Source organism: Janthinobacterium sp. GMG1, from assembly GCF_034427795.1.
GTDB lineage: Bacteria > Pseudomonadota > Gammaproteobacteria > Burkholderiales > Burkholderiaceae_D > Janthinobacterium.
This window is the reverse complement of sequence record NZ_JAXQNT010000007.1, coordinates 1-25,431: the sequence shown is the minus strand read 5'-3', so window position 1 is coordinate 25,431 and position 25,431 is coordinate 1. Positions and strand designations below refer to the sequence as shown.

Genomic DNA, 25,431 nt, shown 5'->3' with positions numbered 1-25,431 from the left:
TCATTGTTTGACTGATCCATTTTTTTCACTTTCCGAGACTCTTATCCCGCTATGCGTCGTCCTTCCAAAGATTCATCCCATAAACTGACTGCCGACAGCCAGCGCCTGGTCACCTTTGCCCAGGCGATCGTACAGGCAGCCAGCCGTCTCGAAGAGCGGTCCTGGGAACACAGCCTGGATACGCAGCTCCAGAAATTACTCAAAACCGGCCACCAGGACACCATCGACAACACCCTGGGCAGCCTGTTCAAGGAAGACTTGAACGCCTACGACGTGCTGATGGACTGCGTTGAAGCCGTCAGCGAATCGACCGTCGTCACACATGAAGACGTGCGCTACGACGCCCTGCTGGTCGCCGTGCCCATCCTCGCGTGGACGCGCTTCTCCATCGCCTCCGGCCCCATGGCCGGCGACGCGCACGGCGTGCTGTCGGCGCATTTCGCCGCCCACCTGCTGGCCGATGGCACGAAGATGGCCATGGCGCCGACCCTGTACTCGATCGACCAGCTGCCGCGCAGCCACGTCGAGACCTATGCCAAGACGCAGAAGCTGGCACTGGCCGCGCTGAAAGGCACGGCCGTCAAGCCGTCAGCCAAAGAGGCGGAAACGGCGCCCTTCCTGGCCGATACGCGCTACCTGCTGGTGGCCGTGGTCGCCCCTGCGGGCGCACCGTTGTTCCGCTGGCAGACGCCGGCCAGCCAGCTCGACTTCATCGCCGAACGCAGCGCCGCCCTGGAACAATGGCGCACGCAGGCGACGCCGACGATTGCCCGCCTGCTGCCCGGATGCGGCCTGGAATTGCTGCTGCCGGAAGCGTATTACGTGGCCTGCCGCGAAGCGGACAAGCTGATACGTCCCGTTTCCGTGCGCGCCGCCGTGCATTACCTGACGCATACGCTGGCCATCGAGCCGTCGGAACTGCGCGCCGTCATCGCCGGTTTCGGCGAGGAAGCGGCCGATGGCCAGGTCGATGAGTACCGCATCGCCTTCACCCTGCGCCAGGCGCCGGACGTCATCTACGGCATCGTCTGGCCTTTGTACGGCCAGGAAGACGAGGATGGCACGCCGATCGAAGGCCTGATCCAGGTAGGCATCGCCGCGCTGGACAAGCAAAAGACGCCTGTCGATGAAATCATCGAGCATCTGAACGCCGCCGGCGTGACGCAGATCAAGCGCCATGCGGAACGTTTTGTCGGCGAATACTGCGACGATTGCGGCGCGCCCCTGTTTGCCGATCCTGTCGGCGAGCTGGCGCATGCGGAAATGCCGGAAGATACGCCGCAAGGCACCGAGCATTTCCATTAATTGATGATTTATCGGGCCGGAAGTTTTCTTCCGGCCTTTTTTTTCGCCCCGGCCGCCGATGCATTCCAGCCCAGCCTCGCTCCCTCCCCTGCGGCCAGCATTGCTGGCGCTGTCCTTCCCCATGCTGGCAATGTTGCTGGCAGGCGTATTCATCGCCATGCGCGTCATGGGCACGCTGGGGCCATTGGGTTTGTTCTGGATGCTGCCACTGAGTTTTTGCGTGATGGCGGCCTTGCCATGGATCTTGCTGTCACCGCACGGACGGCGCAGCATCGGCCTGCAAGCGCCCTCGGGCAAGGCGCCCTATGCCCTGGCGCTGATCTGCGGCGCGGCGGCCGCGCTCCTGTGCTTTGCGCTGGGCATGCTGCTGTATGACGCCACGCCGGACAACTGGTTTGTCAGCATAGCGACGAGCTTTCGCCGCACGGCGCCCACGGCCGGGCTGAGCATCTGGATGCTGCACCTGATGATCACCGTGCCGGCCTGCATCTTCAGCCCTATCGGGGAGGAAATCTTCTTTCGGGGCGTGCTGCAAAAGGCACTCGAGGAAAAACTGTCCGTGCGCGTCAGCACCTGCGTGGAAGCAGGGCTGTTCGGCCTGGCACACCTGTGCCATCATGGCCTGAGCATGACGGCTGCAGGCCTGTCGCTGAATGTGGTCTCGGCGGCAGTGTGGGTGGTGCTGATGTTTGCGACAGCCTGCCTGTTCGCGTGGTTACGTCGCCGCCATGCTTCGCTATGGCCAGCAATGGCGGCGCACGCGGCATTCAATCTGACGATGAATGCCGTGATTTTCCAGTTCCTGTGGCCAACATCACCACTGTGAAAACGGGTGGCGGATCAGGTTTGCGTTGTAGTAGCGCGTATCGCCCGACACTTCCGCGCCGATCCAGTCGGGTTTCTCGAAGGGCTGGTCTTCCGAGGCCAGTTCGATCTCGGCCACCACCAGGCCCGCATTGGCGCCCAGGAACTCATCGACTTCCCACACCATGCCTGCATGTTCGATGCGATGACGGTACTTTTCGATCAGCGGCTGTTCGCACAGGCCGTCGAGCAGTTCGGCGGCGTCGGCCAGCGGAATCGGATACTCCCACTCGCCGCGCGTCGCGCCCACATTCGCCCCCTTGATGGTCAGCATCGCCTGCCCGCCTTCGATGCGCACGCGCACCACGCGCTCGCGCGCGGACGACAAATAACCCTGGCGCAGCAGGACCGGCTGGCCCAGGCCACGCCAGGCGTCGCTGGCAAGCAGAAATTTACGCTCGATCTCGATACCCATGAACAACGCCGTTCAATCCAGCGACAGCAGGATAGGCTGCAGCATGGCCGCGCCCAAGGCCGCGCTGCGCGCGCCATTCCAGCCGACGGCCGGATCCGGCAAGTCGGCGTTTTCCTTGAACGGCATTTCCAGGGTCAGCGCCAGGCAGCCGAAGTGATGGCCGACATACTTCGACGCCAGGGTCAGCATGTCCGACTTGTACTTGCTGGCCGCATAGCCGAACTTGTCCTGGAAGTCGGGGCTGGCCTGCTTGTAGCGCTCGATAAAGGCCTTCTGGTGCGCCGCTTGCGCCGGCGTGAAGTTTTCCAGCATTTCATTGCCGGCCACAAAGTTGTACGGCAGCGCTTCATCGCCGTGGATGTCGAAGAACATGTCGACGCCCGTTTCGTGGATCTTGTTTTTCACGCACAGCACTTCCGGGCTCGATTCCAGCGATGGCGTCATCCATTCGCGGTTCAGGTTGGCGCCTGCCGCATTCGTGCGCAGGTTGCCGCGGATGGAACCGTCCGGATTCATGTTCGGCACGATGTGGAACACGGCGCGCTGCAACAGTTTGCGCGCGATCGGGTTGGCATCGTCGAGCAGCGAGTCGATCAGGCCTTCGACGAACCATTCGGCCATCGATTCGCCCGGATGCTGGCGCGCGATGACCCAGATTTTCTTTTCCGCCTGCGGATTGCCAATGGTAATCATGTTCATGTCGCGGCCGTCGACCGTGCTGCCCAGGTCGGACACGCGCGCCAGCGGATGCTCGGCCACTTCGCCCAGCAGGCGCAGATGGCGTTCCCACGAATACGGCTCGAAATAGGCGTAGTACACGCTGTCGAGTTCCGGCGTGTGCGAGATCGTCATGACCTGGCCATCAAACGAGGTCGGCACGCGGAACCAGTTTTCGCTGTCGTAGCTGGCCACGGCCTGGTAGTCTTCATAGCCGGCCGGATAGGTGGCCTGGCCCGCGTTCAGGAAGCGCATCGTGCATGCCTGGCCCCGCGCGCCCTGCAGGCGGAAGTGGAACCACTGGTGGATGTCGGCGTGGCTATCCTTGCGCAAATTCAGGTCGATGGCGCCGGCACTGGCGGCGCTCACCACGTCGATGGCGCCCGAGTCGAAGTTCTGGCTGATTTTAATGGTCATGTAATGATCCCGTCCGAAGGTAAGTGTTACGGCGTTGCCTCGTGGGCTAGCGCCGTCGCGCTAAAAAACGCAGTGTAAGCTATCCCGCTATTTTCCGCCCTTTGACCCCGTTCGCAAAGCCTGGCCCGGCGATTTATGCACCAATCCGGGGCATCGATGGAAAAGTGCCGGGCAAAAGCGCGAAAAATCGGTCAGCTGTTGCATCTACCGGACAAAAAACTGCTTTGTAACAGCGGCTGACACATTGGCGCCCGGTCGCCCCCCTATAATTCTTGCTTTCATAGAGTCGCCAGGAAAGAGTCGTGGACAAGAAGTTAACTAACATCCAGGAAAGAAAGTTACGCGAGGCGCAGGCGCGGCGCGAGCACATCATCGACGTCGTCAAAGATCTCATCAAGAAGGGTGGCGCGCGCGCCGTCTCCATCCGCAAGGTGGCCGAGGCGGCCGGTTTTTCCACCACCGTCGTGTACGCCCTGTTCCGCGACAAGGCCACCTTGATCGCCCAGGCCATGGACAAGGACTTGCTGGAACTGGTGCGCGCCATGCGCACGGCGTGCGCCGCCAGCGACGATCCATGGCAGCGCATCGCCCTGGTCGGCCGCGCCTATATCGAGTACGGCTTCCAGCATCCCGACGAGTATTCGCTGATCTTCATGGAATTGCGTCCGCACGCGGAAATCGACGCCGTCGAAGTGGAACACGGCAATATCGAGCAAGACCCGTACGCCTATGCGCTGCACCTGTTTACCGAACTGGCGCAAACTGGCCTGGTACGCCAGGACGAGCTGGCGCTGCATACGATGACGCAAATCTTCTGGCAGTCGCTGCACGGCCTCGTGTCGCTGCGCATCGTCATGGATGCGGGCGACCCGTGGACGCCGCACCCGGAAATGAACGCGCATATCGACGACTTGCTGGCCGTCGTCACGACAGGCATCCGCCTGCGCTTTGCACCGGCTTCCTGACGCTTGATCCAGCGCAAACTTGCCTTGCTGGGCCTGGGCGCCAAGGCGCTGCACATGTACTGAAAAAAAAGTAAAGGCAGGCGCGGTGCTGCACCGCCCTGCCCCGTCTTGATATGTGCGAAGCTTACTGCGCTTCGAGCATGCTCTGCGTTTCCTGATAGCGCGTATGCCACGACAGCGCCTGTTCCAGGATGTGCGGCGTATGACCGCCGCGCTGGCATGCCGCGTCGTAATACGCGCGCAATTGATCGCGGTAAGCGGGATGCGTGCAGCGCTCGATGATCAACGGCGCCCGTTCGCGCGGCGCCAGGCCACGCAAGTCCGCAAAACCCCACTCCGTCACCAGCACGTCGACATCATGCTCCGTATGGTCGACATGCGAGACCATCGGCACGACGCTGGAAATGCGCCCGCCCTTGGCCGCCGATTTCGACACGAACATCGACACTTGCCCGTTGCGCGCGAAATCGCCCGAGCCACCGATGCCGTTCATCATGTGCGTGCCGCACACGTGCGTGGAATTGACGTTGCCGTAGATATCGAACTCGAGCGCCGTGTTCAGGGCGATGATGCCCAGGCGGCGCACGATTTCCGGATGGTTGCTGATCTCTTGCGGGCGCAGCACGATCTTCGAGCGGTAATGGTCGATATTGTCCATCAGCTTTTGATGCACGGCGGCCGACAGGGTAATCGACGAGGCCGAGGCAAACGCCAGCTGGCCCGAGTCGAGCAACTCGATGGCGCTGTCCTGCAGCACTTCCGAATACATGGTCATATTGCGGAAAGGCGAACCGATCAGGCCATGCAGCACGGCGTTGGCGATGGTGCCGATGCCCGCCTGCAGGGGCAGCAATTCCGGCCCCATGCGTCCAGCCGCCACTTCGCCCTCCAGGAAGGCGATCACGTGGCCGGCAATGGCTTGCGTCTCTTCGTCGGGCGGCAAGGCGTTCGACGGGCTGTCGGGACTGTCCGTGATGACGATGGCGGCGATGCGGGCCGGATCGATGGCGATGGCCGTGCTGCCCAGGCGCTGATCGACGCGCGTGAGGGGAATCGGTTCGCGCCCCGGCAAGGTTTGCGGAATATAGATGTCGTGCAAGCCTTCCAGCGCCAGCGGCGTGGACAGGTTGATCTCGATGATGACCTGCGTGGCCTGCTGGGCAAACGCGGCGGAGTTGCCCACCGACATGGTCGGGATGATGGCGCCGGCGGCCGTGATGGCCGTCGCTTCGATAACGGCGATGTCGACGGCGGCCAGGTTGCCCGAGCGCAGTTGCTCCGCCGTTTCCGACAGATGCTGGTCGATGAACATGACTTCGCCGTTGTTGATCTTGCCGCGCAGCACAGGGTCGACCTGGAACGGCATGCGGCGCGCCAGCACGCCCGCCTCGGCCATCAGGCCATCGCTGCCATTGCCCAGCGATGCGCCCGTGATCAGGGTCAGGCTCAATGGATCTTGCAGGGCGCGCTCGGCCAGCGCGCGCGGCAGGGCCTTGGCGTCGCCGGCACGGGTAAAGCCGCTCATGCCGACACGCATGCCGTTGTGGAACAATTTGGCGGCCTCATCGGCGCTCATGATTTTGCTGAGCAAGCCTGGGTGGCGAATACGGTCCTCGTACATCGTGATGCTCCTGATATTCTTAATATTCTCAAACTGGATGGCTGTCATACACCAACCCCATAAGTGGATTCAGTATAAAATCCCGCCTACATGCATGGCATGAATTAATTTCGTCATATCCAGTCGATATTTTCATGCTTTGCCAACGCCGAGCCTCCTCTTGGATATCCGTTCCCTGCGCTATTTCGTCGAAACCGTGCGCCTGTCGAGCTTTACGCAGGCGGCCGAATCGCTGCACCTGACCCAGTCGACCATCAGCAAGATGGTGCGCCAACTGGAAGACGAGGTTGGGGCCCAGCTGCTGGTACGCGACGGGCGCAAGCTGACCCTGACGGACACGGGCCGCATCGTCTACCAGCATGGCCAGGAAATGCTGGCCAATATGCGCCAGCTGACCCTGGAAGTGCGCGACACGCAGGCCTTGCAGCGCGGCAGCCTGACAGTCGGCATCCCGCCCATGATCAATGTGCTGTTTACGCCCGTACTAAAAGCCTTCCGCGCGCGCCATCCGAACATCAGCCTGACCTTGCAGGAAGACACGGGCCAGCAGATCGAGCGCAAGGTGGCGGCCGGCGAGCTGGAAATCGGCATGACGGTGCTGCCGGCCGACCCGGAACTCGATCTCGTGGCCGTGGAAGTGGCCAACTATCCGATCTGGGCCTTGGCCGAGCCGGGCACCTTCCAGAAAAACCGCACGACACTGCCCTTCAAGGCGCTGGCCGAGCTGCCGCTGGTGTTATTGAAAGATGATTTCGCGCTCACGCGCAGCCTGCGCCAGCATTTCGCGCAAGCGGGCTTCACGCCGACCATCGCCGCGCAGAGCGGGCAGTGGGACTGGCTGGTGGCGATGGCCTCGGCGGGCCTGGGCGTGGCCCTGTTGCCCGAGCCGTTCATCCACCGCCTGGCCGGCGAACCGTTGGAGGCGGTGCGCATCGTCGAGCCGGAAGTGGCGTGGCAGGTGGCGCATATCTGGAGCGGGCGCTATCTGTCGCACGCGGCGCGCGCCTGGCTCGAGGTATGCCAGGACGTACTGGGCACGCAGTTCGCTCATTAATGCAAAAAAGGGTGGCCGAAGCCACCCTTTTGATTGATCACGCCACCTTGCTTACTTGGCGTCGTCGTTGTACATGCTGGCGTACTTCCAGCCGAAGTACAGAATGAAGGTGTAGCACAGGGCCGGCACGAGGAAGGACAGCTGCAGGTTGATGTGGTCGGCCAGGAAGCCCTGGATGAACGGCACGATGGCGCCGCCGACGATGGCCATGCACAGGATGCCCGAACCTTGACCCGTTTGCGCGCCCAGCTTGTTCAGGGCCATGCTGAAGATGGTCGGGAACATGATGGAGTTGAACAGGCCGACGGCGATCAGTGCCCACATGGCCGTGTGACCGCTGGAGAACACGGCAACGAGGATCAGCGCGATGACGACGGCGGCGTTGAAGGCCAGGGTCTTGCCCGGGCTGACATAGCGCATCACAGCAAAGCCGACGAAGCGGCCCAGCATGGCGCCACCCCAGTAATAGCTGACGAAATACGCGGCGTCGGCGTGGCTGAGACCAGCGATATGGCTCTCGCCCAGGAAGTTGATCAGGAAGCTGCCGATACTGACTTCACCGCCCACATACAGGAAGATGGCCAGCGCGCCCAGCACCAGGTGGCGGTGCGACCAGATCGAGACCTTGTGGCCATCCTGCGCCAGCGCGGCCGCATCGTCGGCATGCGAAATCTTCGGCAATTTGGCCAGCGCGAACAGCACCGCCAGGATCACCAGGGTAGCGGCCAGCACCAGGTACGGCCCCTGCACGGAAGCCGCTTCCTTGGCGCGGTAAGCCAGTTGCTCGACGGCCGGCAGCAGATCGAACTGCTGCACCGTCAGCACGGTGCCCGACAAAATCAGCATGCCGCCCAGCGCAGGCGCCACGGTGGTGCCCAGCGCGTTGAACGCTTGCGTCAGGGTCAAACGGCTCGACGCCGTCTGCGGGTCGCCCAGTTCCGTCACGTAGGGATTGGCCGCCACCTGCAGCACGGTGATGCCGGCCGCCAGGATGAAGAAGGACAAGAGGAACAGCGCATAGCTGCCGGTGGACGCCGGGTAGAACATGGCGCAGCCGGCGGCCGCGATCAGCAGGCCGGCGACGACGCCGCGCTGGTAACCGATTTTCTTGATCAGCATGCCGGCGGGCAGCGAAACGATGGCATAAGCGCCAAAGAAGCAGAACTGCACCAGCATCGCCTGGACATAGGTCAGGGTGTAGATCGAACGCAGGTGGGGGATCAGCACATCATTGAGCGATGTCAGCAGTCCCCACATGAAAAACAGCACCGTGACAATGATCAGGGCGCCTGTATTGTTTTGCGTGCCGGCCTGTGCGGACTGTATGCCCGGACCTTGCTTTACGTATTCCATACCTTCTCCATTTTTCAATTCCAAGTTGATCTTGCCAGGCATGGAAGCGTTTCCACCCGGGCAGCACCAGGACGCGCAAGCGCCACGCAGATATCAGCGTGGGCCATGACTGCCATTGACGAAATGGGGGCAGGCATGGCGACTCTTGCGCGCGGCAGGCGCACGGCCGACCGTTTCTCGTCAGATGATGTCTTGTGGACGCGGCGCGCCTGCGGGCTGCGTCTGAAAACAACATCCAGGACAAAACAGTCTTGTAGTAAAACTACGATACTGCGCCGGCATTATGCCTTAAAGCCCCGTATTGCGCAGCTTTCGCGGCTGTTATTTCAAAATTGAATAGCTGACATTTGAAATCAAAAGTAGCCTTATAACTTGGAATCGCTATACTTATATTGCAGTGCAGCACAACGCGGCACGCCACATAAGGAGTCTGCCATGTCTACCGCATTTACCTATCACACCACGCAAAACAGCAATATCGTCGCCACCCTGGTCCACGCCGCCAAGCGCGTCGGTGCCTGGCTGAACCAAAGCAGCGACCGCCGCGAGCGCGCTTACGAAGAAGCCTACCTGGCCGAATCGACCGACCGCTACGATCTGGAATACCGCATGCGCGAACTGGCCCGTGCCAACCCGCAGCCAAGCTGGATGAGCGGTCTGAGCCGTTAATTAATACGGCAACACGCAGCCCATCATCGGCTGTTGCAACAACGATAGCGCCATCCTGCTCGCCTTGCGCTTGAGCACAGGATGGGCTATACAGGCGGGATGCAAACGCCCATTACCATCCTCGCCATCGCCGGCAGCCTGCGCGCCGCCTCGCTGAACACCGCCCTGCTGCGCGCCATCGCCCGGCTTGCCCCAGAGCCATTCGACATCCGCATCTATCCGGGACTCGGTGAACTGCCCCTGTTCAATCCCGACCTCGACGCCGACAGCCTGCCGGCCGTGACGGGCCTGCGCGACGCCATCCTGGCGGCCGACGTGCTGCTGCTGGCCAGTCCCGAGTACGCGCACGGCGTGAGTGGACCCATGAAAAACGCGCTGGACTGGATGGTGGGAAATGAATCGTTCATCGACAAGCCGCTGGTGCTGCTGAACGCCTCGCCGCGCGCCACGCATGCGCAAGCGGCCCTGCGCGAAACGGTGCGCACCATGTCGGCACGACTGATCGACGAGGCCTGTATCAGCCTGCCCCTGCTGGGGTCGGGTCTCGATGCGGAAGGCATCGCCGCAGACCCGGCATTGCGCCGGGCTATCTTGGATATGCTGCAGTGCATCAGGTCATTTTCATGACCTGATGCACGTTTTACTATCAATTCATCTAGTTTTACTACGTACTTCTACGGACCGCTCAGTGCGGGATCATGCCGGTGAATACGTAGGCCTGCAGCATGGTGATGATGCCGATGATCACGGCAAACATCAGGCTGTGCTTCAGGGTAAAGCGGAACAGGTCCGATTCCTTGCCCACCAGGCCTGTTGCCGCACAGGCGACGGCGATCGATTGGGGCGAGATCATCTTCGCCGTCACGCCACCCGTCGTATTGGCCGCCACCAGCAAGGTGTCGGAGACGCCGATCTGGTGCGCCGTCGTGTTTTGCAGGGAGCAGAACAAGGCGTTGGAGGACGTATCGGAACCCGTCAGGAAGACGCCCAGCCAGCCCAGGAATGGCGAGAAGAACGGGAAGGCGGCGCCGCTGCCGGCCAGCAACAGGGCCAGGGTGGACGACATGCCCGAGTAATTGGCAACGAAGGCAAACGCCAGCACCAGGCCGATCGACAGCACGGGACGGCGCAATTCCACGAGCGTTTCGACGAAGGCCTTGAGGCCATCGCGCGGCTTCATGCGCAGCATCAGCATCGACAGCACGGCCGTCAGCAAGATCGCCGTGCCCACGGCCGACAGCAGGTCGAGCTTGAAGACGGCGTCATACGCCTTCGGCTCCGCCACGATGGGCATCGTCTTGATCACCAGTTTATCGAGGTAAGGCACGTGGATCTTGACAACCAGGCTCGATAGCGCCCCGCCGGCGGCGAACAGGGCCTTGAAGCCGGGCAGGCTCCAGACGGTGACGATGGCCGTCAGCAGGCCGAACGGCGCCCAGGCGCGCATGGTCTGCGCCGTCGTGTAGGGCGAGGCGGCGCGGCTGCCGCTGCCGCGCAAGTCCGCCTTGCCGGCGCCACCGCCAAAACCGGACAGCGCAGCCGTGCCACCGCCGACGGCATGGGCCACTTTCGCATTCTTCGGCTGCCACACTTTCAGGAACAGGGTCAGCGACACCAGGCTGACGAGGGCCGAAGTGATGTCCGGCAGCTCAGGGCCGATATGGTTAGACGTGAAGTACTGGGTCACGGCAAAGCTCAAACCCGTCACCAGCGCGGCCGGCCACACTTCGCGCACACCGCGAAAGCCATCCATCATGAACACCAGCCAGAACGGTACCAGCAGCGACAGCAGCGGCAATTGGCGGCCCGCCATGGCGCCGATCAGGAACGGATCGATGCCCGTCACCTGGCCCGCCACGATGATGGGGATGCCCATGGCGCCAAAGGCCACGGGCGCCGTATTGGCGATCAGGCACAGGCCCGCCGCATACAGCGGGTTGAAGCCCAGGCCCACCAGCAAGGCCGACGTGATCGCCACGGGCGCGCCAAAACCGGCCGCCCCTTCCAGGAAGGCGCCGAAGGCAAAGCCGATCAGCAGCACCTGCAAACGCTGGTCGTCCGTAACAGACAATACGGAGGCGCGGATGATCTCGATCTGCCCCGTCTTCACGACGATCTTGTACAGGAAGACGGCCGTGACGATGATCCACGCGATGGGCCACAAACCATACGCAAAACCGTAGCCGGCCGCCGCCAGCGCCTGCGGCACGGGCATGCCATACGCGAAGATGGCGACGGCCAGCGCCAGCGCCAGGGTGACGGCGGCCGCCACGTGGCCCTTGATGCGCAGTGCCGCCAGGGCGATGAAAAAGAAAATGATGGGAACGGCTGCCGCCAGCGACGACAGCCACAGGCTGCCGAGCGGTGTATAAAGTTGGGTCCAGGTCTGCATGTCGGGTCTCCTCCGGTGGATGCGGGTTAAGTAAAAAACGGCTTTTGATGTAATTGTGTGTAGCGTGTTTTTTGCGGTGCTGCGAGGCTGCGGGGCCGGGCTATTCTTCCTGTCCCCGCGCATTGAGCAGGTCGGCCAGGCTGCGCGGCGCCGGTGTCAAGGGCTTGCGGTGCTGCGTCCAGCCCAGTTGCGCGCGCGGCGTCAGCATCCGCAGCCGCGTGGCGGCCCAGCGGAACAGGCGGTAGCTGGCAGGACGCGCAAAGGCGCCGCTCCAGAAGCGCCAGATCAGGCTTTCGCCGCGGCTGAACTTGGCACCCTGGCCGCGCAGCGGATGGCTGACTTCCTCGTGCGGATTGCGGTTGGCCTCCGTGCGCAGGCGCACCAGCAGTTGCGGAATCGGGATGCGCACGGGGCACACCTCGCCGCAGGCGCCGCACAGGCTCGACGCGGTGGCCAGGTCCGCCGTCGCAGCTAGTCCCAGCAAGTGGGGCGAGATGATCTTGCCGATCGGCCCCGGATACGTGGTGCCGTAGGCGTGGCCGCCGATGCGCGTGTAGACGGGGCAGTGGTTCATGCAGGCGCCGCAGCGGATGCATTGCAAGGTAGCGCGCAGCTGCTCGTCGGCGTAGGCCTGGCTGCGGCCGTTGTCGAGCAAGACCAGGTGCACTTCGCGCGGGCCATCCAGCTCACCGGCGCGGCGCGGACCGGAAATCAGGTTGAAATACGTGGTGATGGCCTGCCCCGTGGCCGAGCGCGTCAATAGACTGGCCAGCGGCACGATATGTTCGAGCTTGGCGACCACCTTTTCCATGCCCATGATGGCGATGTGTACCTCCGGCACGGACGTCGTCAGCCGGCCATTGCCCTCGTTTTCCACCAGCCACAGGGTGCCCGTGTCGGTCGCCGCGAAGTTCACGCCCGACAGGCCGATGTCCGCCTCGACAAACGCCTGGCGCAGGGCGCGCCGTCCCGTCTGGATCAGGCTGTCGACGTCTTCCGTGTAGGGCGCGTCGGGAATGTGCTCGGCGAACAGGCCGGCGATGTCGGCCTTGGTCTTGTGAATGGCCGGCATGACGATGTGCGACGGCTTTTCGCCGGCCAGCTGCACGATGTACTCGCCCATGTCCGATTCCAGGCAGCTCATGCCGCGCGCTTCCAGGTAGTGATTGAGCTCGATTTCCTCGCTGGCCATCGACTTGCCCTTGATGAAGCGCGTCGCCTGATTACGCTGCGCGATGGCGTGGATGATGGCGTTGGCTTGCTCGCCATCCTCGGCCCAGTGCACCTGCACGCCGGCCGCCGTCAGCTTGTCTTCCAGCTGCACCAGCAAATCGGGCAGGCGCGCCAGCGCATGCCGGCGCACGGCTTCGCCGAGGTCGCGCAGGCGCTCCAGTTCGTCGCCGTCGGGGAACTGGGCGCTACGCTTGTCCTGTAAAAAATCCATGGCGCCGCGAAAACTCTGGCGCAGCTTCGGGTCGTCCAGCGCGGCGCGGGCGCGCGCATGGAAGTCCGCCGGCTTGACGAATTGCAGCGGCTTGGCGTTCATGGCTGGCCTCCTTCATGGGCAGATAAATCATCGATGATCAGCACCCACAGCCAGCGCGGACCGTGCGCGCCATACGCGAGGGTTTGCTGGATATCGGACGTTTTCGAGGGCCCCGACACCAGCACCAGATTCGATGGCATGCCATCCATCCAGCGCTCGGCGCGCGCCGCCGCATGCAAATCCGCGTGCAGGGTGCTCGCATACACGAGGCAGATATGCAGCGGCGGCGCCAAGGACACCGTGCGCGGCGTGGCCGCGTCGGGCGCGATGACCAGGGTGCCCGTGGCGGCGATGCCGGAACGGGCGACAGTCAACCCCGCGTCGACGGTGTCGAACAATTCGCCCTTCCACTGCGCCAGCGGACGGTCAAAGGACAGCGTTTCCACGCCAGCGGGCAAGGCGGCGCGCAAGGCCAGCCCTTCGGCGCTGCCGGTATCCATCAGCAAACGGCGCACCTGCTGCGCGCCGAGGCGCTGCGCCAGCAGGGCGGGCCAGGCGTCGCTGCTCACGCAGTCGACTTGCGCATGTGCGGCACGCAAGGCTGTCTGCATGGCGTCGAGCTGCTGGCGCGGTGACTGCGGCGCTTGCGCGCGGCGCGCCAGGTAATGCCGGTCGATGGCCGTATCGATGACCTCCACCGTCTCGGGCGCGGTGGGGGCCGCGGCACGCAAGCGCCCCAGCATGCGTTCGCGGGCGGTCAAGATCGCGCTCATGCCGCGCCTCCCGTGCGGCGCCACAGGAAGCTGGCCAGGTGCTCGACGGGCAGCAGCGCGCCCTGGTGCTGCGCGGCGTGACCAATATTGAGCAGGCAGCCGCAATCGGCCGAGACGAGCCGGTCGCAGCCGGTGGCGCAGGCCGAAGCGATCTTGTCGGTGACCATGGCGCCGGAAATGTCCGGATGCTTCAATGAAAACGTGCCGCCAAAGCCACAGCATTCCGATTCGCGCTGGTGTTCGATGCGCGTCACGCCGGGCAAGGCGTCGACCAGGGCCACGCCGTGCAGGCGCGTGCCCATTTCGCGGCGCGCGCCGCACGAGGTGTGCAGCACCACGCTTTCCTGCGCCTGCCCTGCGCCTGCCAGGCCGGCCAGGTCGAGTTTCAGCACGCAGACGAGAAACTCGCTCAGTTCATACACGCGCTCGGCCAGTTCAACCGCCTTGGGGCCGGCGACGGGGTCGTCCTGGAACAGCTGCGGCCAGTGGTGGCGCATCATGCCGGCGCAAGAGCCGGACGGTACGATCACGGGCCAAGGCTGCGCAAACAGGTCGAGCTGGGCGCGGGCCACGGCGCGCGCCTGTTCCGGATTGCCGCTGCTGTAGGCGGGCTGGCCGCAGCAGCTCTGGCCGCGCGGATAATGCACCAGCAAGCCTTCCCGCTCCAGCAGGCGCACCGCGTCGAGTCCCGCCTGCGGCACGAACAGGTCGACCAGGCAGGTGGCGAACAGGTACACCTGGAGCGGTGCGGGTGGATAGCGGCGTGGCTGGCGCGGGTCTGGCTGCATGAGTGTGTCTCCCCGGCGCTCTGTATGTTGCTGCGGCGCCGCTGTGTGTTGTTAAGAATGACCGGTTCACGCATAATTCCAGCTTCCGCGAGCCACTTCAAATTGCTCGGACCACTTTAAAACAACACCGGAAGACAGCGATGGCGACAGGCATGCAAACGCGGGGCAGGGTCGAGATGGTGATGCGCCGGCTGGAAACGGCCCTGCTGGACGGCAGCTTGCCGGCGGGCGCGCAGCTGCCGGCCGAACGCCTGCTGGCGCTGCAATATGCGGTTTCGCGCAACACCGTGCGCGAAGCGGTGCAGCGGCTGGCGGCGCGGGGCCTCGTGCGCAGCCGGCGCGGCGCCGGCGTATTTGTGACGGATCAATTGCGCACCGGCATGGCGTCGCCGTGGAGCCAGCTGGTGGCCGACCACCCCGCCCTGCGCAACGACATCCTGGAATTTCGCCGCGTGCTGGAAGGGGCGACGGCCTATTTTGCGGCGCAGCGGGCCAGCGGCGACGAGCGCGCGCAGATCATGGCGCTGCTGGCCGAGCTGGAACAGGCACGCGCCAGCGACGACAAGCACGGCGAGGCGCAGGCCGATGCACGGCTGCATGAAGTCATCGCGCAGGCGTCGCACAACACCATGTTTCTGCACTTGCACACCAGCATCATCGGCATGCTGCGCGAACACATCACCATCAATGGCACGGGCTTGCGCCAGCAGGACGAGGCGACTTCGCTGCAACTGCTGTCGCAGCACCGCACGCTGTGCGAGGCCATCTGCGCCAGCCAGCCCGAAGAGGCGCGCACGGCCATGCAAGGCCACATCGATTTCGTGCGCACGCGCGTCACCAGCGACGAATAAGGGTCACTGGTAGGACCAATCTGATATGCAGCATGGTGGCGCAACGCGTCGTGGCTTGTCGCAGGGCCGGGCAAGAATGGAGGCCCGATTCGCTATCCGACAGGTTTCCATGCATTTGCACCATGCAATTGACGATCTCCGCAAGCCGGCGCCACTTCCCTTGCTGGCGCTGCATGCCGGCGCCAGCGCCAGCTTTGCCGTCGCGCTGCTGCCGCCCGCCGGCTGGCCGCTGGGCCTGGCCTGTTGCCTGCTTATTCTGGCCATGCTGCTGCGGGCCTTGCGCGCACCCGCCGCACAGCCTGACAGCGCCGCCTCCGGCACCGCGCTGCTGGCGCTGGACGTGCTCGTGTTCCTGCTCTGCTATGCATTGCGCGAAACCGACGCCGGCTGGCACGCAACCGCCTTTTGCATCCTGCTCGTTGCCCCCTATGCCGGCATCACGCGGCAACTGCTGGGCGGCGCCGGCCTGGCCATCGTGGCGAGCCTGGCCTGGCTCGGCCTGCAGGATGACTTTCAAGCCGGCAACGCCGCCACCTTGCTGCTGCTCAACTTGACTGGCCTGTGTGCCAGCCATGGCCAGCAGCGCCAGCGCCGCGCGCACGTCCTGCAACACGCCATCCTGGCAGAACAGGCCGTGCGCGACCACCTGACCGGCTGCTACAACCGCCGCTACCTCGACGAGCACTTGCTGGGCGCCGAACTTGCGCGTTCACAACGCCATGGCCTGTGCCTGACGGCCATCCTGTGCGATCTCGACCACTTCAAGCGCATCAACGACGCCCACGGCCATGCTGCGGGCGATGCCGTGCTGCGCACCTTTGCCGGCCTGCTCGGCAACGCCACGCGCCGTGGCATCGACAGCGTGGTGCGCCACGGCGGTGAGGAATTCCTGCTGATCCTGCCTGAAACGGACCTGGCGGGCGGCGTGCGCCTGGCCGAACGCCTGCGCGACGGCCTGGCACGGCACATCGGGACGACGGCCAGCTTCGGCGTCGCCTCCCTCGCGTGTACGCCCGATAGCCGGGCGCCCGGCGCCGCCGCCCTGGTCGCGGCGGCCGACCGCCTGCTGTACCAGGCCAAGCACGCGGGGCGCAATTGCGTCAGGGCAGCCATGCTGGACGCCCTGTAATTGCCATCGAATCAATGTTACCATTCGTTAACTTGTGTACTTGTCAGTACACATCCTGCCACTGAAGAGAACGGAATCACCATGTCTGAACACGCGCCCCGCCCTTCCACCATCATGCGCCAATGGCAAATGCTGCGCCTGATACCGCAGGCGCCACGCACCATCACCGTCGCTGAATTGCACGACAAGCTCAAGGCCATCGACTTTGCAATCGGCGTGCGCACGATCCAGCGCGACTTGCTCGACCTGGCCGAAATTTTCCCGCTGACCAATCCCGCCGACAGCAAGCCATTTGGCTGGTGCTGGATGGAAAATGCGGCGCGCATGGACATGCCGGGCCTGTCGACGCCAGCCGCGCTGACCCTGGCCCTGATGGAACAGCACATGCGCCATGCATTGCCGCCATCCACCCTGGACAGCATGCAGCCGTATTTCAGCGCGGCCCGCCAGACCTTGAACGCGGCCAGCGAACGTGCCAGCGCATCCGCCTGGCTGGACAAGATACGCGTCATCGCCCCCATGCAGCGGCTGCTGGCGCCCGACATCGACGAAGCTTGCCAGCGCACCGTGTATGAAGCGCTGATGCAAAACCGCCAGCTCAAGCTGAGCTACAAGAAGCGTGACAACGACAGTCCCGTCAGCTATGACGCCGTCCATCCGCTGGCCATCGTGCAGCGCGGTCAGTTGCTCTACCTGGTATGCCTGTTCGCCGACTACAACGACGTGCGCACGCTGGTCCTGCACCGCGTGCAGCAGGCGGAAATGCTCTATCTGGCCGCGCGCGCGCAGCCAGGCTTCGACATCGATGCGTATATTGCTTCGGGCGCCATGGGCATCCGCGAGGGCGAACCGCTGCTGCTGGAAGCCGTGTTTGCCCGTCGCAGCGGCGAGCACCTGTACGAGACGCCGCTGAGCGCGGACCAGCAATTGCAGGAACGCGCCGATGGCTCGCTGCACCTGACCGCCACCGTGCCCAGCACGCGCGAACTGCAGTGGTGGTTGCTGGGCCTGGGCGATGGCGTGGAAGTGCTGGCGCCTGCCGCCCTGCGCGAACAGATGAAAAGCACTATCGCCAGCATGGCCAGCCGCTACGCCGCCTGACGACGGCCCCGGCGGCGGCGAAAACTGCTACCATCGCGCGCCGCCACTCCTTTCATCCAACCATGACCGTCCTCAGCCACACTCATCCGTTGGTACGCCAGCTGGAAAACGACTTGCTGCCCCTGTTTCGCGCCGCCCTGCCGTCACTTGCGGCCGCTGCGCCACAGGTGCTTGCCTCCGTCTTCGCTTTTTCCAGCGGCACGGCCAGCACCTTTCAGGATTATCATTTCGGCATTTCCTGCCTGCTTGAGGACGTGCCCGAGGATGCCCCGGAAGAAGTCGCCCTGCTGGTCAGCGTCACGGGCCTCGACGCCGGCGCCCGGCTCAGCGCACAGGTTGTCTGGGGCCAGCCCTCGGGCTTGGTGGAAATGCAGGCAGATCTAAATGCTGGCGACCTGCAAGCCTTGCATGCGGCCCTGCCCGGCTTGCTGGCCAGCTTGCAACATTCAGCCAGCCGAGGCACGCCAGCAATATGACAGGCGCATGAAAAAGTGCCAGGAAACAACAACTTACGCTTTCCTCAACGCAACTTTATTGACTTCCACTAGCCCTAGCCCCTATCCTTTCAGTTACGTTTGGTGAGAATGTGTGCATGTTCAGACGAGCATGCACGCAGCCTCGCCTTGCCTCCACAAAAGTCCATTCCGCATTTTTATTGCAACCATCAGGGCAACGCGCCTGGACGGCCGCTGCCAGCAAATACGGAGCTGACTGCCATGCCATCGCACCACCATTTCCCCGCCTCATCGTTGCTGGGCTGCGCCTTCCTGCTGGCGGCCGCCCTGCCCGTGCAGGCGCAGACCACGGACAGCCCCGCCGCCACCTTCAGCGCCAATGCCAGCCTCACCTCGCAATACATCTCGCGCGGCTTTCGCCAGACCTGGGGCAAGCCGGCCCTGCAGGCGGGTGCCGACTACGCGCACCCGAGCGGCTGGTCGCTGGGCACCTGGGCGTCCACCGTCAGCGACCGCTATATCGAGGATGCAACCATCGAATGGGACTTGTACGGCGGCTACAGCGGCACGGCGGGCGAACTCGGTTACAGCGTGCTGGCCTACTATTACAAATATCCGGGCGCCGTCTACCGCGCCACGGGCGTCAAGTACGACTATGGCGAGCTGTCGCTGGGCCTGAGCTACAAGATGCTGTATGCCAAGTACAACCATACCGTCACGCGGGATTTTTTCGGCATCACCAATGCGCGCGGCACGGCTTACCTGGACGTGGGCGCGAATGTCGACCTGGGCAACGCCTGGACCTTGAACCTGCACGCCGGCAATGGCCGCGTGGCGGGCACGGGCAATGCCATGTGGAACTGGCGCGACGCCAAGGTGGGCGTCACCAAAACCTTCGACGGCGGCTTGAGCCTGAGCGGCGCCGTCACGCGCGCCTGGGGCGCCAGCGACGCCTACGACCATTACACTTTAGGCATCCCGAATGCAGCCGGTCAGTTCGACACCTCGAACCCGGCCGCGACGACCTTCGTGCTGGCCGTCAGCAAGACTTTCTAGGCACGCTACCCGCGACGCCCGAGACACCGATACCCCTCCCCATCAAGGAACAGCCTCATGCAACTATCACTGAACAGTAAAATCTGCGTCGCCGCCACCGCGCTCGCCATCCTCAGCCTCGGCGTCACGGCGGCGGTGATCGGCTACAAGAGCAGCGCCAGCGCCGAAGCGGCCGCACTGGAACTGGCCCGTACGTCGGCGCGCGAAGTGGCCGGCGCGCTGCAGGCGCGCATCGCCAGCAACCTGTCCAGCGTGTCCAGCCTGGCCGGCGCCATGCGCGGCACCAAAAGCGCCAGCCTGCCCCTGCAGCGCGAGCAGATCAATGAACTGACCAAGGCAACGTTGACCAGCTCGGAAGACTTGCTGGGCTCAGCCGTGACGTGGGAGCCGAACGCGCTCGACGGCAAGGATGCGGAATTTGCCAACCAGAAACCGAACTACGACGCCAGCGGCCGCTTCATGCCCTACTGGACACGCGGTGCCGGCGGCAAGCTGCAAGTCGAACCCATCGTCTTCGACCCGAAACCGGGCGCCAACGACTGGTACGACGTGCCCAAACGCACGGGCAGGACTTACTTTACGGAACCGTACATCTACCCCGTCGATGGCAAGGATGTGCTGATGGCCTCGCTGGTGGCGCCCATCATGATCGACGGCAGCTTCAAGGGCACGGCCAGCGCCGACTTCATGCTCACGCGCCTGGCGAAAATCCTGGCCGACCTGAAAGTGATCGAAGGCGGCAAGCTGGCCCTGATCTCGAACGGCGGCCTGTACGCCAGCCATCCCGCGCCTGAACGGCTGGGCAAGAAGGCGGACGACGTGCCAGCCACCGGCCTGGACAAGGTGCGCCAGGGCCAGGCGTATGAATACGAGGACGACAAGGGCTACATCCACTTGCTGCAGCCGCTGCAGATCCACCCCGACATCGCGCCGTGGAGCGTGGAACTGAATTTCCCGAAAAGCGTGGCCACCGCCTCGGCGCGCGACCTGATGACTTACACGCTGATCGTCGCCCTGCTGTGCGCGGCAGCCACGGCCGGCATCTTGATCCTCGTCGTCAACCAGCTGACGCGCCCGCTGCGCACCCTGGGCCGCACCATGACGGACCTGTCCAGCGGCGACGCCGACTTGCGCGTCAAGCTGGAAGTCAAGGGCACCGACGAGCTGGCTGTCATCGGCAAGGGGTTCAACGCCTTCGTGGAAAAGATCCACGCCGTGCTGCTGCAAGTGCAAGCCAGTGCCGACAATGTGGCCCGTGCCAGCGCGGAAATTGCGCAAGGCAATAACGACCTGTCGGCGCGCACGGAACAGCAAGCCAGTTCGCTGGAAGAAACGGCCGCCTCGGTGGAAGAACTGACGGGCACCGTCAAGGAAAACGCCGACCATGCGCGCCAGGCGAATCAACTGGCCGCCTCCGCCTCCAGCGTGGCGCAGAAGAGCGGCGAAGTGGTCGGCAAGGTGATAGCAACGATGACCTCGATCAATGACTCGTCGAACAAGATCGTCGACATTATTTCTGTCATCGACGGCATCGCCTTCCAGACGAATATCCTGGCCCTGAACGCGGCAGTGGAAGCGGCGCGCGCGGGCGAACAGGGACGCGGCTTCGCCGTCGTCGCCACGGAAGTGCGCAACCTGGCGCAACGCTCCGCCGCGGCGGCCAAGGAAATCAAGCTGCTGATCGACGATTCCGTCGGCAAGGTGGCCGCCGGCAGCAAGCTTGTCGATGAGGCGGGCGCCACCATGGAGCAAGTGGTCGACAGCGTGCGCAAGGTGACCGCCATCATGGCCGACATCAGCGTCGCCACCACCGAGCAAAGCGACGGCATCGCCCAGGTCAACCAGGCGCTGGCGCAGATGGATGGCGTGACGCAGCAAAACGCTGCCCTGGTCGAGGAAGCGGCAGCGGCCGCCGAAAGCCTGCAAGACCAGGCCAGCCATCTGGCCGAGGTAGTCAGCGTGTTCAAGCTGGGCGAGCAGGCGCGCCAGGCAACGCCGACAGCAACGCCAGCGGCAGCAGCGCCGCGTGCCGTGACGCCCAAGACACCCGCGCCAGCCAAGCGCCTGAATGTTGCCAAACCGCAAGCGACACAGCACGCGCCCGCCAAGACACCGGCAGGTGATGATTGGGAAGAGTTTTAAGCCGGACATTTCCGCTTTCGGCCGGCGCCATACTCAGGCGCCGGCACGCGTTTCATAATCTGCCATATCCATACCTGCCTCACGCATTACCATGCGCGGCACCCGCCTGTTTCTCCTCCCCGCCATTCAATGGCCGCACTTTCAATACAGGTATTGCGACCCATTTCAGATTTCAAAAAAAATAAGATGCGCATGTACTTTATAATATCGCCGCGCATACGGCACGCTTTCAGCCGGTTGAAGATTAATAGGAATAACGCATGAAAAAAGTATTGGCATTATTAATGGTATCGGGCACGGTGGCATTGACAGGCTGCGGTGGTGGCAGCAGTGGCAATAGCGGTGCGAATAGCGCCAGCGGTGATGCAGTCGTTCCGCCAGTGGTGGTCGCGCCCCCGCCTCCGCCGGCACTGGCCGCGTATGTTGGCACTTGGCAACCCGCTTGTGACGACCAATACCGCCAGCGCCTCGTCGTCGCCCTCAAAAACGATGGCAGCGGCGCTCTGGAAATGTCGACCTACGGCGAAACCTTCGCCACTCCCGATTGCAGCGGCCCCGTGCAATTTACGGAAACGACGAGTGAAAAGATTACCGCGACGCCGGATGGCGCAGGCAATATTCAGCTCAAACTGGTGGCGGACAGCCCGGCCTCGGACATCCGCATCGACAAGGTCGTATCGTCGCTTCCAGCCCACACCATCCAGATTACGGGTCCGGCCGTCACCACCGTGATGCTGGATGGTAAACCTCATTGGCACATCAATGATGGCAGTGGCAACACCACGGACATTCCGGATACCGGCGTACAAACTACAGTAAGTGGCAAGGGCGGCTTTTATCTGCGCGGTAACGAATTGTTTACCGTAATGGAAAAAGACGGTGCTTATGTGCTCGATATGCACTATGTAAAACAATAAACCAGCCAATAATCAGCCATTGCGCCGCGTGCTCGGCGCAATGCGCACCAGTTACACCACTTCCCCCCTGCAGTCCATCAAACCATTTCAGCGCCTTGCCGCGACATGATCCAAATCAAGTCAGCGATAGATTCGGTGAGAATTCCTCCCTATTAATACTTCTATAATCAGGCCGCGTTGACGGCACGCACCACTGCCGGATAAAAAGGACTCTGAATGAAAAAATTATTGGCAGTATTGGCTGGCTCGGCTGCGGTACTCCTGACGGGCTGCGGCGGCGGTGGCGGCGGTTCGACACAGCAACTTGCCGGCGATTCCGGCAGCACCTCGCCACTGGCCGCGTATATCGGCACGTGGCAATCCGCGTGCGACGATCACGACCGTCAAATGCTCGTCATCGCGCTCAAGAGCGACGGCAGCGGTTCGCTGGAAATGACGCCGACCGGCGAAACCTACTTCAAGGCCGATTGCTCCGGCCCCGTGATAGCGACGGACGGTATGAGCGCGAAGATCACCGGCAAGCCGGACGGCACCGCCGACATGCTGATCAAGCTGGCAGAAAATACCGCGGCAACGAACTTGCGCGTCGATAAGTTCACCTCGTCGGTTCCGGCCTATACCTTCCAGCGCAGCGGCGCCACCGTGAAATATGTGCTGCGAGCAAACCAGCAGCAATGGTGCGTCGATGTGGACAATGGCGAATCGTGCATGTGGGATGAAGGCATGCAGCCCGCACTAAGCGTCCCCGGCGGCCTGTCCTTGCGCGGCAACGACCTGTACTCGGTGGTGCTGGACAAGGGCGTGTATGTCCTGGACATGCACTACGTGAAAAAGTAAACGCCTGATTTGTTGCGGCCACGTCATGGAGTCGTGGCCGTTCGCGTATTTCCGTGCAAAATCGAACAGACATTGCAAAAATAAAAAGCTATCCTGTTAAAAAACAGGAGCTTGCCATGTCGCAGCATACCTTTCCCCTGCCCTCCCACGCCGCACTGGACACCCTGCTGCAGCCTCAGGACAACGCTTTCCACCCGATCGAAGGCTTGCGGCGCTTGCGTGACGCGGGACTGGAGCAGCTGCCCCTGCCCGGCCACGGCGCCACCCTGCGGCGCTGGCAAATGCTGGCGGCCATCGCTGCCGTCGACCTTTCCCTGCTCAAGCTGTATGAAAGCCATACCGATGCGCTCGCCATCCTGGCGGAAATCGGCGGCTCCGGCGTGCCGGCCGGCAGCAGCTGGGGCGTCTGGTGCGCGGACATGCCTGGTACGCGCGTGCGCTTGCGGCAGACGGCCGAAGGCCGCCATGTGCTCGATGGACGCAAGGCCTGGTGTGCCGGGGCACAGGGCCTCAGCCACGCATTAGTCAGCTGCTGGAACGACGCTGGCCAGGCTTGCCTCGCCTCGGTGGCCCTGTCGCAGCCCGGTGTGCACCTCACGGACGAAGGCTGGCAAGCCGTCGGCATGCATGCCTGTGCCAGCGTCGACGTGACTTTTTCTGCCGCGCGCGCCTATCCCGTTGGTGCACCGGGTGCCTATCTGCAGCGGCCCGGCTTCTGGCATGGCAACGCGGGCATCGCGGCCGCCTGGTATGGCGCGGCCTGCGCCATCGCCGGCCACCTGCATGCGCGTGCGCAGCACGCCGCCCCCGACCCCGTGCGCCTGGCGCAGCTGGGGCAAATCGATTGCGTCCTGCGCGCCACCTGCGCCCTGCTGCGCGAAGGAGCCGCCGAAATCGACCTGCATCCGCAACGCGACGCCATGGGGCTGGCCCTGCGCCTGCGCCTGGCAACGGAAGACGCCGCCACCCTGGTCCTGCATCTGGCCACGCGGGCGCTGGGCGCCGGTCCCCTGTGCCGCGATGCCCGTTTCGCCCGCCTGGTTGCCGACCTGCCCGTCTTCCTGCGCCAGAGCCATGCCGAACGCGACCAGGCACTGCTGGGCGGCATTGTTGCCGGCGCGGAAGACCATCCGTGGACGCTGTGATGGCGCGCGGACAAAAAAAATCGCCGGACCGGATTGGCTCCGGGCCGGCGATCAGGGCTAAGTTGAGGGCTAGTTGATTACTTGAGCGGCATGGCGATGCCGAACATCACCGACTGGGTCCGCCCGCTATCGATGTTCAGATTGCTGTTGTAGTCCAGCGTAATCGTCATGCCGTTCGACAGCAGCAGTTTGACGCCCAGCCCGGCCGCCCAGTTGCCCGTCTGCTGCGGCACCGTGCGGATCACGTACACGGGGCCGTCGGCCACCAGGTCGGCATACGCCAGGCGCGCATCATCGGCGCCCTGGAACTGGTGCCGGTACTCGAGCCGCGCACGCGGGAACCACGTGCCCAGACCGCCCACATAGATACCCTCGGCCCGCACGCCCAGCGCGCCGATGCGCGAACGCACCGTCTGCTTGAAGTAGCTCAAGGCATTGATGCCCGCCGCCTTTTCCGTGTACGGATCGAGCTTGGCCGACATCAGTTCCACGCGGCCATACGGCGACCACATCCAGGTTTCCTGGCGCATCTCCATGCCGCCCACCAGCGCCCCGAACACTTGCTTGCCGTCACGTTCACCGGTGGCGAAACCGCTGCCGTCGCTCAGATAACGCGAGGCGTCGTACTGCAAGGTACCGTAGCCGAGCACGCCGTCAAGGAACACGCCCTTGCTCGGACGCAGGCTGCCATACACGGCCGCCACGGCGCTGTCGGCCGTGCTGCGGCTGCCGTTCTGGCCCACGTCGCTGCGGTCATGGCTGAAACCGGCGCCCACACCCAGGGTGGCCAGGTCGCTGAGGCGGTAATCGCCACCCACGCTGACACCATTCGTGCGGAAGCGGAAGCCCGTCTCGCGGCCATTCACATAATGCTGGCCGAAGTCCACCGCGCCACCGAGCCACAGCGACAACGCCTGCTTCTGCGTGTCCGGCTTTTGCGGCATGTCCGGCAAGCCCTGCGTGGCGCCGCTGACATCGG

The 25,431-nt window shown here is 63.7% G+C and carries 24 protein-coding genes; 15 read left to right on the top strand and 9 right to left on the bottom strand.

The window, feature by feature from the left end; translation table 11 throughout:
• Nucleotides 1–51 precede the first annotated feature (51 nt).
• Both SJI03_RS18590 and SJI03_RS18585 read left to right on the top strand, forming a co-directional pair.
• Nucleotides 52–1,305, top strand: coding sequence for a DUF2863 family protein (locus tag SJI03_RS18590; protein ID WP_099380836.1), 1,254 nt, complete (start codon nt 52–54; stop codon nt 1,303–1,305).
• Nucleotides 1,306–1,363: 58 nt separating this feature from the next.
• A complete protein-coding gene (locus tag SJI03_RS18585) occupies nt 1,364–2,131 on the top strand; it encodes a CPBP family intramembrane glutamic endopeptidase (protein WP_322428177.1) in 768 nt (255 codons plus the stop codon).
• Here SJI03_RS18585 and SJI03_RS18580 read toward each other — a convergent pair.
• Both SJI03_RS18580 and SJI03_RS18575 read right to left on the bottom strand, forming a co-directional pair.
• A complete protein-coding gene (locus tag SJI03_RS18580) occupies nt 2,120–2,584 on the bottom strand; it encodes a CYTH domain-containing protein (RefSeq protein WP_099380854.1) in 465 nt (154 codons plus the stop codon). The two genes, SJI03_RS18585 and SJI03_RS18580, sit on opposite strands and share 12 nt — an antisense overlap.
• A 12-nt stretch (nt 2,585–2,596) precedes the next feature.
• Nucleotides 2,597–3,718: a M14-type cytosolic carboxypeptidase gene (locus tag SJI03_RS18575; protein WP_099380838.1), complete on the bottom strand. Its 1,122-nt coding sequence runs from the start codon at nt 3,716–3,718 to the stop codon at nt 2,597–2,599.
• 302 nt (nt 3,719–4,020) lie between these two features.
• Here SJI03_RS18575 and SJI03_RS18570 point away from each other — a divergent pair, with 302 nt between their 5' ends.
• Nucleotides 4,021–4,683, top strand: coding sequence for a TetR/AcrR family transcriptional regulator (locus SJI03_RS18570; protein WP_322428176.1), 663 nt, complete (start codon nt 4,021–4,023; stop codon nt 4,681–4,683).
• A gap of 124 nt (nt 4,684–4,807) precedes the next feature.
• Here the strand turns inward: SJI03_RS18570 and SJI03_RS18565 are convergent, their stop codons facing one another.
• Entirely contained in the window at nt 4,808–6,304 is a 1,497-nt protein-coding gene (locus SJI03_RS18565) for an acetyl-CoA hydrolase/transferase family protein (protein WP_099380840.1), read from the bottom strand.
• A 160-nt stretch (nt 6,305–6,464) separates the two neighbouring features.
• On the opposite strand from SJI03_RS18565, the gene SJI03_RS18560 reads away from it, so the two are divergent.
• Complete coding sequence (locus tag SJI03_RS18560; RefSeq protein WP_099380841.1) at nt 6,465–7,358, top strand: LysR substrate-binding domain-containing protein; 894 nt, start codon at nt 6,465–6,467, stop codon at nt 7,356–7,358.
• 51 nt (nt 7,359–7,409) lie between these two features.
• Here the strand turns inward: SJI03_RS18560 and fucP are convergent, their stop codons facing one another.
• Nucleotides 7,410–8,711: an L-fucose:H+ symporter permease gene (gene fucP / locus SJI03_RS18555; RefSeq protein WP_099380855.1), complete on the bottom strand. Its 1,302-nt coding sequence runs from the start codon at nt 8,709–8,711 to the stop codon at nt 7,410–7,412.
• Between the two features lie 435 nt (nt 8,712–9,146).
• On the opposite strand from fucP, the gene SJI03_RS18550 reads away from it, so the two are divergent.
• Nucleotides 9,147–9,380, top strand: coding sequence for a DUF3563 family protein (locus SJI03_RS18550; RefSeq protein WP_080698581.1), 234 nt, complete (start codon nt 9,147–9,149; stop codon nt 9,378–9,380).
• A 99-nt stretch (nt 9,381–9,479) separates the two neighbouring features.
• Nucleotides 9,480–10,007, top strand: a complete 528-nt coding sequence (locus SJI03_RS18545; RefSeq protein WP_322428175.1) for an NADPH-dependent FMN reductase — start codon at nt 9,480–9,482, stop codon at nt 10,005–10,007.
• Between the two features lie 58 nt (nt 10,008–10,065).
• Here SJI03_RS18545 and SJI03_RS18540 read toward each other — a convergent pair whose 3' ends face one another.
• The 4 genes from SJI03_RS18540 to SJI03_RS18525 form a co-directional block, all read right to left on the bottom strand.
• Nucleotides 10,066–11,772: a lactate permease LctP family transporter gene (locus tag SJI03_RS18540; RefSeq protein ID WP_099380842.1), complete on the bottom strand. Its 1,707-nt coding sequence runs from the start codon at nt 11,770–11,772 to the stop codon at nt 10,066–10,068.
• A 100-nt stretch (nt 11,773–11,872) separates the two neighbouring features.
• Nucleotides 11,873–13,318 carry a LutB/LldF family L-lactate oxidation iron-sulfur protein gene (locus SJI03_RS18535; RefSeq protein ID WP_322428174.1) on the bottom strand — a complete coding sequence of 482 codons (1,446 nt, stop codon included), beginning with the start codon at nt 13,316–13,318 and terminating at the stop codon, nt 11,873–11,875.
• A complete protein-coding gene (locus SJI03_RS18530) occupies nt 13,315–14,031 on the bottom strand; it encodes a LutC/YkgG family protein (protein WP_322428173.1) in 717 nt (238 codons plus the stop codon). Before SJI03_RS18530 ends, SJI03_RS18535 begins: the two co-directional genes overlap by 4 nt.
• Complete coding sequence (locus SJI03_RS18525) at nt 14,028–14,819, bottom strand: (Fe-S)-binding protein (protein WP_322428172.1); 792 nt, start codon at nt 14,817–14,819, stop codon at nt 14,028–14,030. The genes SJI03_RS18530 and SJI03_RS18525 overlap by 4 nt, the downstream gene beginning before the upstream one ends.
• Nucleotides 14,820–14,971: 152 nt before the next feature.
• Between SJI03_RS18525 and SJI03_RS18520 the strand changes: the two genes are divergently transcribed.
• The 9 genes from SJI03_RS18520 to SJI03_RS18480 all read left to right on the top strand — a co-directional run bounded on the left by SJI03_RS18520 (nt 14,972) and on the right by SJI03_RS18480 (nt 24,452).
• The gene (locus tag SJI03_RS18520) at nt 14,972–15,670 is read left to right on the top strand and encodes a FadR/GntR family transcriptional regulator (protein WP_322428171.1); all 699 of its coding nucleotides are present in this window, start codon (nt 14,972–14,974) and stop codon (nt 15,668–15,670) included.
• A 109-nt stretch (nt 15,671–15,779) separates the two neighbouring features.
• Entirely contained in the window at nt 15,780–16,799 is a 1,020-nt protein-coding gene (locus SJI03_RS18515; RefSeq protein ID WP_322428170.1) for a GGDEF domain-containing protein, read from the top strand.
• Between the two features lie 81 nt (nt 16,800–16,880).
• Complete coding sequence (locus SJI03_RS18510) at nt 16,881–17,900, top strand: WYL domain-containing protein (RefSeq protein ID WP_322428169.1); 1,020 nt, start codon at nt 16,881–16,883, stop codon at nt 17,898–17,900.
• A 62-nt stretch (nt 17,901–17,962) separates the two neighbouring features.
• Nucleotides 17,963–18,376, top strand: a complete 414-nt coding sequence (locus tag SJI03_RS18505) for a hypothetical protein (protein WP_322428168.1) — start codon at nt 17,963–17,965, stop codon at nt 18,374–18,376.
• 240 nt (nt 18,377–18,616) lie between these two features.
• Nucleotides 18,617–19,411 (top strand): TorF family putative porin, encoded by a 795-nt coding sequence (locus SJI03_RS18500; protein WP_322428167.1) that lies wholly within the window; start codon nt 18,617–18,619, stop codon nt 19,409–19,411.
• 57 nt (nt 19,412–19,468) lie between these two features.
• On the top strand, nt 19,469–21,553 hold the full coding sequence (locus SJI03_RS18495; protein ID WP_322428166.1) for a methyl-accepting chemotaxis protein: 2,085 nt from the start codon (nt 19,469–19,471) through the stop codon (nt 21,551–21,553).
• A gap of 260 nt (nt 21,554–21,813) precedes the next feature.
• Nucleotides 21,814–22,470, top strand: a complete 657-nt coding sequence (locus SJI03_RS18490) for a hypothetical protein (RefSeq protein ID WP_322428165.1) — start codon at nt 21,814–21,816, stop codon at nt 22,468–22,470.
• A gap of 216 nt (nt 22,471–22,686) precedes the next feature.
• The gene (locus SJI03_RS18485; RefSeq protein WP_322428164.1) at nt 22,687–23,307 is read left to right on the top strand and encodes a hypothetical protein; all 621 of its coding nucleotides are present in this window, start codon (nt 22,687–22,689) and stop codon (nt 23,305–23,307) included.
• Nucleotides 23,308–23,423: 116 nt separating this feature from the next.
• Entirely contained in the window at nt 23,424–24,452 is a 1,029-nt protein-coding gene (locus tag SJI03_RS18480) for an acyl-CoA dehydrogenase (protein ID WP_322428163.1), read from the top strand.
• 77 nt (nt 24,453–24,529) lie between these two features.
• Here SJI03_RS18480 and SJI03_RS18475 read toward each other — a convergent pair.
• Nucleotides 24,530–25,431, bottom strand: a 902-nt coding sequence (locus SJI03_RS18475; protein ID WP_322428162.1) for an autotransporter outer membrane beta-barrel domain-containing protein, incomplete at its 5' end; no start/stop codon positions are given.